At 63.1% G+C, this 7,172-nt stretch carries 7 protein-coding genes and 1 pseudogene; 4 read left to right on the top strand and 4 right to left on the bottom strand.

The features are described from left to right. The 4 genes and pseudogenes from A8G08_RS28340 to A8G08_RS10850 form a co-directional block, all read right to left on the bottom strand. Positions 1-117: pseudogene (locus A8G08_RS28340) on the bottom strand (phage tail protein); the annotation flags it as partial. Positions 118-224: 107 nt separating this feature from the next. Next, positions 225-1,211 carry an LLM class flavin-dependent oxidoreductase gene (locus A8G08_RS10840; RefSeq protein ID WP_068273610.1) on the bottom strand — a complete coding sequence of 329 codons (987 nt, stop codon included), beginning with the start codon at positions 1,209-1,211 and terminating at the stop codon, positions 225-227. A gap of 175 nt (positions 1,212-1,386) precedes the next feature. Continuing rightward, positions 1,387-1,743, bottom strand: a complete 357-nt coding sequence (locus A8G08_RS10845; RefSeq protein WP_068273612.1) for a hypothetical protein — start codon at positions 1,741-1,743, stop codon at positions 1,387-1,389. A gap of 459 nt (positions 1,744-2,202) precedes the next feature. Next, entirely contained in the window at positions 2,203-3,885 is a 1,683-nt protein-coding gene (locus tag A8G08_RS10850; RefSeq protein ID WP_342669644.1) for a patatin-like phospholipase domain-containing protein, read from the bottom strand. A gap of 550 nt (positions 3,886-4,435) precedes the next feature. Between A8G08_RS10850 and A8G08_RS10855 the strand changes: the two genes are divergently transcribed. The 4 genes from A8G08_RS10855 to A8G08_RS10870 form a co-directional block, all read left to right on the top strand. Beyond that, a complete protein-coding gene (locus A8G08_RS10855; protein ID WP_068273619.1) occupies positions 4,436-5,083 on the top strand; it encodes a TetR/AcrR family transcriptional regulator C-terminal domain-containing protein in 648 nt (215 codons plus the stop codon). A 36-nt stretch (positions 5,084-5,119) separates the two neighbouring features. After that, complete coding sequence (locus A8G08_RS10860; protein WP_068273621.1) at positions 5,120-5,506, top strand: carboxymuconolactone decarboxylase family protein; 387 nt, start codon at positions 5,120-5,122, stop codon at positions 5,504-5,506. Further along, positions 5,503-6,408, top strand: a complete 906-nt coding sequence (locus tag A8G08_RS10865; protein ID WP_068273623.1) for an NAD(P)-dependent oxidoreductase — start codon at positions 5,503-5,505, stop codon at positions 6,406-6,408. The genes A8G08_RS10860 and A8G08_RS10865 overlap by 4 nt, the downstream gene beginning before the upstream one ends. Further along, positions 6,395-7,172 (top strand): SDR family NAD(P)-dependent oxidoreductase (locus A8G08_RS10870; protein ID WP_068273625.1); only part of this gene is annotated, 778 nt, incomplete at its 3' end. The genes A8G08_RS10865 and A8G08_RS10870, both read left to right, overlap by 14 nt.

Here is a 7,172-nt window from a genome sequence, read left to right on the forward strand (position 1 = left end):
GTACTTGTTCTTGAAGTAGCGGGCCTCGTTCGCTCGCAGGCCGGCTAGCGCCTCTGCGACTGGCGATGATTCCAGGCCGACGGTCGAGACGTCTTTGAAGTCCACTGTGTAGGTCATGGCGAATTCCTCCGCGCGTTCGTCCGGTCTGTTGGGTGAATCATTCCGGAGCAGGCGAACGCGCGAGAGCGTTTAACGCGATGCGCTTCGAACCGAGCCAGCTTCGATTACTGCGGCCTCAGCGCGACCAGCGTCCGATCGAGATCCTCGCGACTCGCATTGGGCGGCAGCACGACCACTGGCATATCTGCGCCCGCCGCGTACCAGCGGTCCAGGCGCATAGCCGCTGTTTCCGGATCGCCGGTGATGGTGAGTTCATCGATCAGCGCCTGCGCCGACTCGGGAACCTGCGCAGTGTCCGATTCCCGATTCGCCGCGACGACCTCGTCGACGAGATCACCGAAACCCAAGCCTCGCAACGTTTGTCCGTAGAGCGGACCCATCTTGGTCAGGTAGAACGAGATCCACCACGCCGCGATGGCGCGAGCTTGCTCGGGATCCTCGTGGACCGCGGTCGGAATGCCCGGACAGACAGCCGGTCGAGGGCGGTCGGCCGCCTCCGCGCCCGCCTCGAGCAAACGCATACCGGGGGCGAGACCGGACGGCGACAGCAGGAATGGATACCAGCCATCGGCCAGTTCACCGCAGGTGCGCACGGCCCGTGGACCAAGTGCGGCAACCGAGATGTGCACCGGCGCCTGCGGGCGAACGGACAGCCGCAACGTCCGGACTCCCGGTACCACCTGTGCTGCGCGCTCGCCGTCGAGGAGCCCACGAACCTGCCTGGTGAACTCGCGCAGCCTCGCCGCTGTCGCCCGGAACTCGTAGCCGTGCAACCCCTCGGCCAGCGTCGGACTGCCCGCGCCGATGCCCAACTCGAATCGGCCATTCGACAGGTCGGACAGCGTGGTCGCCATCATCGCCACGGTCGCCGGCGTGCGACCCCAGATGTTGATGATGCCGGTCCCGATCCGGATCCGATTTGTCTTGAGCGCGATCTCGGCCAGGATCACCGAGGCATCGTTTCCCCACCCCTCGGCAACATAGACCGACGTGTAGCCGAGTTCCTCGGCGCGCAGGGCTAGGTCGACGGCGAGGTCACGGCTCGTCGTGAGCGGCGTGATGCCCACCCCGATGGGTCGCGAGTCACTCATGAGGTCTCCTTTGGATCGGAAGTTGTCGTCACGAGTACGAGGCTGCGGCGCGATGCGTTCAGGTCCATTTCTCGGACCGCCTCGACCTGGAGGTCAACAGGACGCCGCCGGTGGCCGTATACCGAGCCACCGCGAATCATGGCGCCTCGTTGGGCGCGTCGAAATGGGCTACCAGTCAGCTGATCTCGCTAACGGCGTCCTGGTAGTAGCCAATCTCGGCCAGGAGTCGTTCGTCGACAATTGCGTCCACTGCACCGACACCCTCGACCCGCAACCGCACTGCAGCGATGAGTCGACGCCACTCTTCGTCGTGTTGCAACGTGTCGATTTGTTCTCGCGTGCCGCGGATCAAGACAAAGCCACCCAGGTCTGACCCGTGTGGTTCCAGAAGGGCGACGTCGAAACTCTCGATCTTTCCGTCCGCCTGCAAACGTCCCCAGTACTCCATCGATGTGTTGAAGATTTCGAGAGCTGCCTTCTCGCGCCCGTGTACCGGTTCACCCCAGCCAACAAAAAGCGCACCGCTAGCCATGTTGTTTCCCCTCTCAAATCCCCCTTTTGATGTTCGTGCGAAGAGCCTCACCACGGTGGTTCAGAGAACCTGCAGGTTCACGCCCCGCTGAGGCCCGCGCCACCCCCGGTACGTGCTGACCTACTCCGGCTGCGCGTTCTCTTGCCTTGCCTTCATGTACATCAGCCCGCCGATCACCAACAGAGTCAGCCCGGCGCCGGCTGCGACGTAGACCATCGAATTCACCTCCGCTCCTTCTCGCTTAAATCAGCATTGCCGCCGACGCCGGGAAAAGCATCAGTTGGCGGTACTCGATTTGCGGACCGATAGCCGGGACGGCCGGAACAAATCTGGAACAATCCATTTACGCATGCGATGACTGCGGACGCGATCAGCGTTTGTTTCGTTAATCACGGACGTTGGCATGTCCGAATTGTGGTCACCTGTGACTGCCGAGTCTGTGCCGATAGGCGCTTCCGCCTACAGCCTGCGTTGACTACGCAGGACGGGTTGTGGTGTAGGTGCCGATTCGCCGAATCGAAAACCACCCTCAAACCAGGTATTCGCCAGTCTCATCAGCTGGTCCGTTCGGGCACGCGCGGCATCTGCTTCCGCTTTGCAAAGCCACTTGAATTCATCTGGCTTTACACCACTTTCGAAGTCGAGCCAGTCGTCATATGCGGTCTGGTAGGCATTCGGCGGCGTGGCGTACGCGTTCTGGAAGCTTTCGAGCCAGGTCTCGGCGGCGGCAATCGCCGAGCGGTACCGAACCCACCGCTGGTTCTCCCATCCCGGAGCTTTCGTTAGGCCCGGGGACTTGCCGGCGTAGCGCTGCGTGAGCAAATCACCGACGGCAAGTCCGCGATTCGTCAGTCGCTCGATGACGGCCTCGGGCATTTCCAGATTCATGCCACCCTGCTTCTTGGTGTGGAAGACGGTGACGATGCGGTCGCGGTAGCCGGGCATGGACAACGCACTGCCGTCCACCCACCCGCGTGCGGTATTGACAATCGCACTCACAAAACTGACAGCACCGGGGAGTCCAGGCGGCGCCACCTCGTGGCGCGGCCACGGATTGTCCTCGGTGTTGTTGTCCCGCAGATCAATATTCTTCGACTCGTCCTCGACTTCGCGTTGCGCTCGAGTGAAACGCGCAAGGTTTAGGGCGAACGTGGGCCGTCGCGGCAGCGGCGCGTCGAAGAAGTGCACAGGAAAGTTGCTGCATGCGCCTCCATCTGTGAACCACAACGGCACATAGCTAGCGCCCTCGTAAGCGAACAATCGCACCGCAGACAGAAGAACCGGGAAGCTCAGACTCATCCGTGCGGCCAGCAAGATGGGTGTGTGGCCTGATCGCGGCATGCGATACATCGCTCGACCTTTCCGATCTTCGTGCTCGGCACGCTCGGTGGCGATCTGATCGACGACGCCTTTCGGCAACAGTTTCCGCATGTCCGCGATATCGAAATACAGTCGGTCGTCCGTCTCTCCCCATGGCAGACGCTCCGGGCGCCGCTCGGTGAGATTCGTCGTCATGATCGCAAGATCGACAGGAGGATCCTTCGGTCTCTCATCGCAACCCCACAAATCGGCGAATGTGACGGCGGAGTCGGCTACGGTTCGGCCTGCGGCCGCCTGAATCCGCTCGTGCAGCCACTCGGTCACACTGGGCGCAGCCGCGGAATTTGGCGTCCCAACGCCTTTTGACGCAGCAGACGCGGCAGGCATACCGGTACACATTCCGAACAAGTTCTCCTTCAGTCCCTTGTGTGCTGCCCACGCGACAGCAACCGCGATCACGACGGTCATCCCGACGACCACCACGGATGCCGACGCAATGACGCCCAGCCACCGCCCCCAACCGTCGGCGCCGACGAATATCAACCACATCAAGACGAATCCGGGTATGGCACCTGCTAGCGCAGCAGGCCAAAACGCGCGCAACGCCCCGAATACGACCGCGATGGCCTTGCCAAGAAATCCGGCGACACGCCGTCCCCGGCCTGGTCCTTCGTCGCCATTCTCTACGCGTTCACCTGATTCACGCTTCCCCACCAATGATGTAGCCAACTGAAAGAGGCTGCGGGATTCGTCCGCCGGCTGGAACAGATTGAACAGGTTCGATCTGCCGTTTGCGCCGTTCGCCGCCAACCACTTCGGCATGCTCTCGAGGACATCGAAACCCGCACCGGATCCGCCGCCGTGCTCCGAAGCCGACGTCCGACCCAGTTCCGCGGCGGCTGTCACCGCGGCAGCGATTGCGCCGGCAGACGCCCCACCTACCGACCGCAGCTTGAAGGTCTCGGCGAGGCGGCACACCGCCAGCGGGTAGATGACACCGCTGGTGATACCACCCTTCATGATCAGGTCGCACTCGAGCGGCGGATTTGCGGGGTAGTCGAATCGTCTATTGCTGGACACGGATACTCCTCGTGAGAGCGATTCGTTCGAGGCACCGCGAGAAGGATCGCGCTGCTGGTCAGCCGTGGTGGCCAGGTCGCGCCACCACCAGTTTTCTTCCGCCCGCTCAGTATTACTGTCGATGCTGGGAGAATCACGAGTAGGCGAGTACTCCATTTTGGGGCGACGTAGCCCCTAGGTGTCGGGCGCCGCGGCGAACCCCGTCGCCGCAAGCCGGGAATTAATAGCACCTGAACCGTTTCATTACTGCTACTGTCGTCTCCGTGACACCGATCGGCCAACCCACAACGGCATGACGCCCGCCGCGACGAACCAGCGCCCGGGCGTTGGACGGCCGACACAGGAGCAGGCCCAGCAGCGCCAAGAGGAATTGCTCGACTGCGCATTGGACGTGTTCGTGGAGAACGGCTTCGAACGGTCGACCATCGACGCAATCGCCGCCGCAGCCGGAATGGCGAAGCGAACGATCTACGCGCGCTACCCGGACAAGGCTTCCTTGTTCGAGGCCGCTGTGCAGCGGGCGGTGGACCGCTGGGTCGTGCCGATCGAGACTTTGCGCAACGCCGAAACCGATGGCCTGGAGGCCACGTTGGTGGCCATCGCGACGATCCGGTTCGAGCGCTTCACGAGTGCCGATGGTGTGGCGCTGCAGCGCATCCTCAATGCCGAGGGCTACCGCTTCCCCGAGTTGTATCGACTGGCCTTCGACCAGGGCACTGTTCCTGCGCTTCAAGTCATTGCCGACGTTCTGCGCGGGCACGCCGCCTCCGGAGAGATCGAGATCGACGAACCGGAAGTGGTCGCTGGCGCCTTCCTCGCCATGACGGTCGGCGGTCCGGTCACCGGTGTGGCCTGGGGTCTCGTCTCGGACCCAAAGGTGGTCGAGCACCGAATACGTCTGTGCGTGCGCTTGTTCCTCGACGGGGTGCGGCCCCGATGACCACCAACCCCGATAACTCACCGGACGGAGCACTTGATGGACAAAAACACCTACGACAAGGGATTCGAGATTCGCACTGCGGTACTCGGCACCGAGTACGTCGAACGGGCAACGGCGAACGCGGACGAGTTCTCCCAACCACTACAGGATCTGGTGACCGAGTATGCGTGGGGCGCGGTGTGGGGTCGAGATGGGTTGCCGCTGAAGACACGCAGCATGCTCAATCTGGCGATGCTCGCGGTGTTGAACCGGCCTCACGAACTGCGCACTCACCTTCGTGGCGCGCTGACCAACGGTGTAACCAAGGAGGAGATAAGGGAGATCTTCCTTCAGGTCGGCATCTACGCCGGAATCCCGGCGTCGGTGGATAGCTTCCGTATCGCGCGCGACCTCTTCGCCGAGTTGGAGGACACGGACCAATGAGCTCGGACATCGGCTTCATCGGTCTGGGCAACATGGGTTTTCCGATGATGCGCCGCCTCGTCAGCGCTGGTCATCGGGTGGTCGTTTTCGACACGCGAGACGACGTTGTCGGTGACGCCACCAACCTTGGCGCGCTTGCCGCGACATCAGTTGGCGAGGTTGCCCATCGGACGGAGACAGTCATGGCGAGCCTCCCCACTCCACAGGTCTCCAATGCGGTGGCGCTGGATGTCGCTGCGGGGACGCGGGTGCGCCGGTTTGTGGACCTGTCGACCATCGGTGGCGAGGCTGCGCAACGCAATCACGATGTGCTCGCGGCGCGTGGCATCGCCGCGCTCGACAGCCCAGTCAGCGGTGGCGTGCGCGGAGCCGAGGCGGGCACCCTGGCGCTGATGGTGTCGGGCGCTCGCTCCGAATTCGAATTTCTGACAGATGTATTCGGTGCCCTCGGTAACGCGATCTTCGTATCCGAGAAGCCCGGTGCCGCGCAGACGATGAAGCTGATCAATAATCTGATGGCAGCCGCCACGTTGGCCGCCACCGCCGAGGTCGTCGTCATGGGCGTCAAGGCCGGGCTCGACCCCGAGGTGATAATCGACGTCCTCAACGCGGGTTCCGGCGCTACCCACGCGAGCCGCGACAAGTTCCCGCGCGCGGTACTCCCCCGCACGTTCGACTTCGGCTTCGCCACCGGCCTGATGGCCAAGGACGTTCGGCTGTACCTGGACGAGGCCGAAACTCTCAGTACACCCATCGAAGTCGCCGAAGTGGTCGCACGAATCTGGGAGACGACACAGACCGAAGCGGGCCCGGCGTCCGACTTCACGTCAGTCGTCCTGCCGATGGAGAAGGCCGCCGGCGTAACAGTGGGAACGGAGAAAACCGACTGTGCAACAAGCTGATTCACGACCCACCGCACATACGGTCGTTGACGGCATCGATCTGACCGGGAAGACCGCGGTAATCACGGGCGCGTCGTCGGGCCTTGGCCGCGAGTCGGCGCGAGCGTTGGCGAGTGCGGGTGCGCACGTTGTTCTGTGCGGTCGGGATCGGTCCGCAACGCTGCAAGCCCAGGAGCGGGTCTGCCGTTCGGTGCCAAATGCCCGGACCTCGGTCGCCGAACTCGACCTCGCATCACTCGCCAGCGTCCGGGTCACTGCCTCGGCAATCGCCGAGCTCACCCCGGTCGTCCACATCCTGATGAACAACGCCGGCGTGATGTTCACGCCCTTCGGCCGCACGAAGGACGGCTTCGAACTGCAATTCGGGACCAACCATCTTGGCCACTTCGCATTCGCCAAGCTCCTCCATGGGCAACTCATCGCCGCCAATGGCGCCCGCATCGTGAATCTCGCTTCCGACGGTTATCGGCTAGGGGACATCGACCTCGATGATCCGAACTGGCACGCTCGCGCCTACGACAAGTTCGCCGCTTACGGCGCAGCGAAGACAGCAAATATCCTCCACGCCGTCGAACTCGACCGACGACTGAGCGACCGGGGCGTCCGCGCGTACGCGGTGCATCCCGGCATGGTGGCCACCCGGCTCGCGCGGCATATGACGGCCGACGATGTCACCGTGATGACCAGCGTGGGCAACACAAAGAACCTCGACGTGCTGACACCGGAACAAGGCGCGGCCACCCAGGTGTGGGCCGCAGTGTCTC

It is taken from the genome of Aldersonia kunmingensis, assembly GCF_001646865.1.
Lineage (GTDB): Bacteria > Actinomycetota > Actinomycetes > Mycobacteriales > Mycobacteriaceae > Aldersonia > Aldersonia kunmingensis.

What these genes read in the sequence shown, in the direction of transcription:
- A8G08_RS10840 (WP_068273610.1), bottom strand. Translation starts at nt 1,211, where the DNA reads ATGAGTGACTCGCGACCCATCGGGGTGGGCATCACGCCGCTCACGACG.
- A8G08_RS10855 (WP_068273619.1), top strand. Translation starts at nt 4,436, where the DNA reads ATGACGCCCGCCGCGACGAACCAGCGCCCGGGCGTTGGACGGCCGACA.
- A8G08_RS10845 (WP_068273612.1), bottom strand. Translation starts at nt 1,743, where the DNA reads ATGGCTAGCGGTGCGCTTTTTGTTGGCTGGGGTGAACCGGTACACGGG.
- A8G08_RS10860 (WP_068273621.1), top strand. Translation starts at nt 5,120, where the DNA reads ATGGACAAAAACACCTACGACAAGGGATTCGAGATTCGCACTGCGGTA.
- A8G08_RS10850 (WP_342669644.1), bottom strand. Translation starts at nt 3,885, where the DNA reads ATGCCGAAGTGGTTGGCGGCGAACGGCGCAAACGGCAGATCGAACCTG.
- A8G08_RS10865 (WP_068273623.1), top strand. Translation starts at nt 5,503, where the DNA reads ATGAGCTCGGACATCGGCTTCATCGGTCTGGGCAACATGGGTTTTCCG.